General features: G+C 72.3%; 1 protein-coding gene. It reads left to right on the plus strand.

The window, feature by feature from the left end; genetic code table 11:
• On the plus strand, nucleotides 1-548 hold a 548-nt coding region (locus FQU96_RS42450), incomplete at both ends, for a hypothetical protein (protein WP_218575083.1).

A 548-nucleotide genomic window follows, 5' to 3' on the forward strand; every position in this document is an offset into this window, starting at 1 on the left:
CCGCCGCCCGAGCATCAGACAGCCGCAAAGAGCACGTCCCGGCCTGCGGGCCTGGCTGTGCGTCGACGCGACGTCGCGGTCGCCTGCGCGTATGCACTGCTCGCCGTCCTGGCGCAGCTTCTGCTGCCTTTCGAACCCGCCACCCGCGTGCTCGGCATGCCCGTGCCCGGCTGGACGGGGCTCGCACTCCAGCTCACGGCGGCCGCCGCTCTGGTCCTGCGCACGACCAGAGCATGGGTCGTCCTGCTGGTCACCGCCCCGGCTGCAGCCGCGTCGGTCGGCCTCGACGCCGGCCCTGTCTCCGCCCTGCTGCTCTTCGAAGCGATCTTCACCTCTGTCCGCTACGGCTCACGTCGCCTCCATCGACTCACGAGCATCCTGTGCCTGGGCGCGACGGCCGCAGCTCTTCTGGCCGCACTGGCCCTGCCCGAGCACCGTGAGCTGTGGACGCAGCTGGTCGTGATGGCCGGCGTCGTGCTGATCCTGCCGCTGCTGTGGGCCGGGGAGGTCCGCGGTCATCAGGAGGCCCGAGCCCAGGCCGAGCGGGC

The organism is Reyranella sp. CPCC 100927, assembly GCF_007859315.1.
In the GTDB taxonomy this organism is placed as follows: domain Bacteria; phylum Pseudomonadota; class Alphaproteobacteria; order Reyranellales; family Reyranellaceae; genus Vineibacter.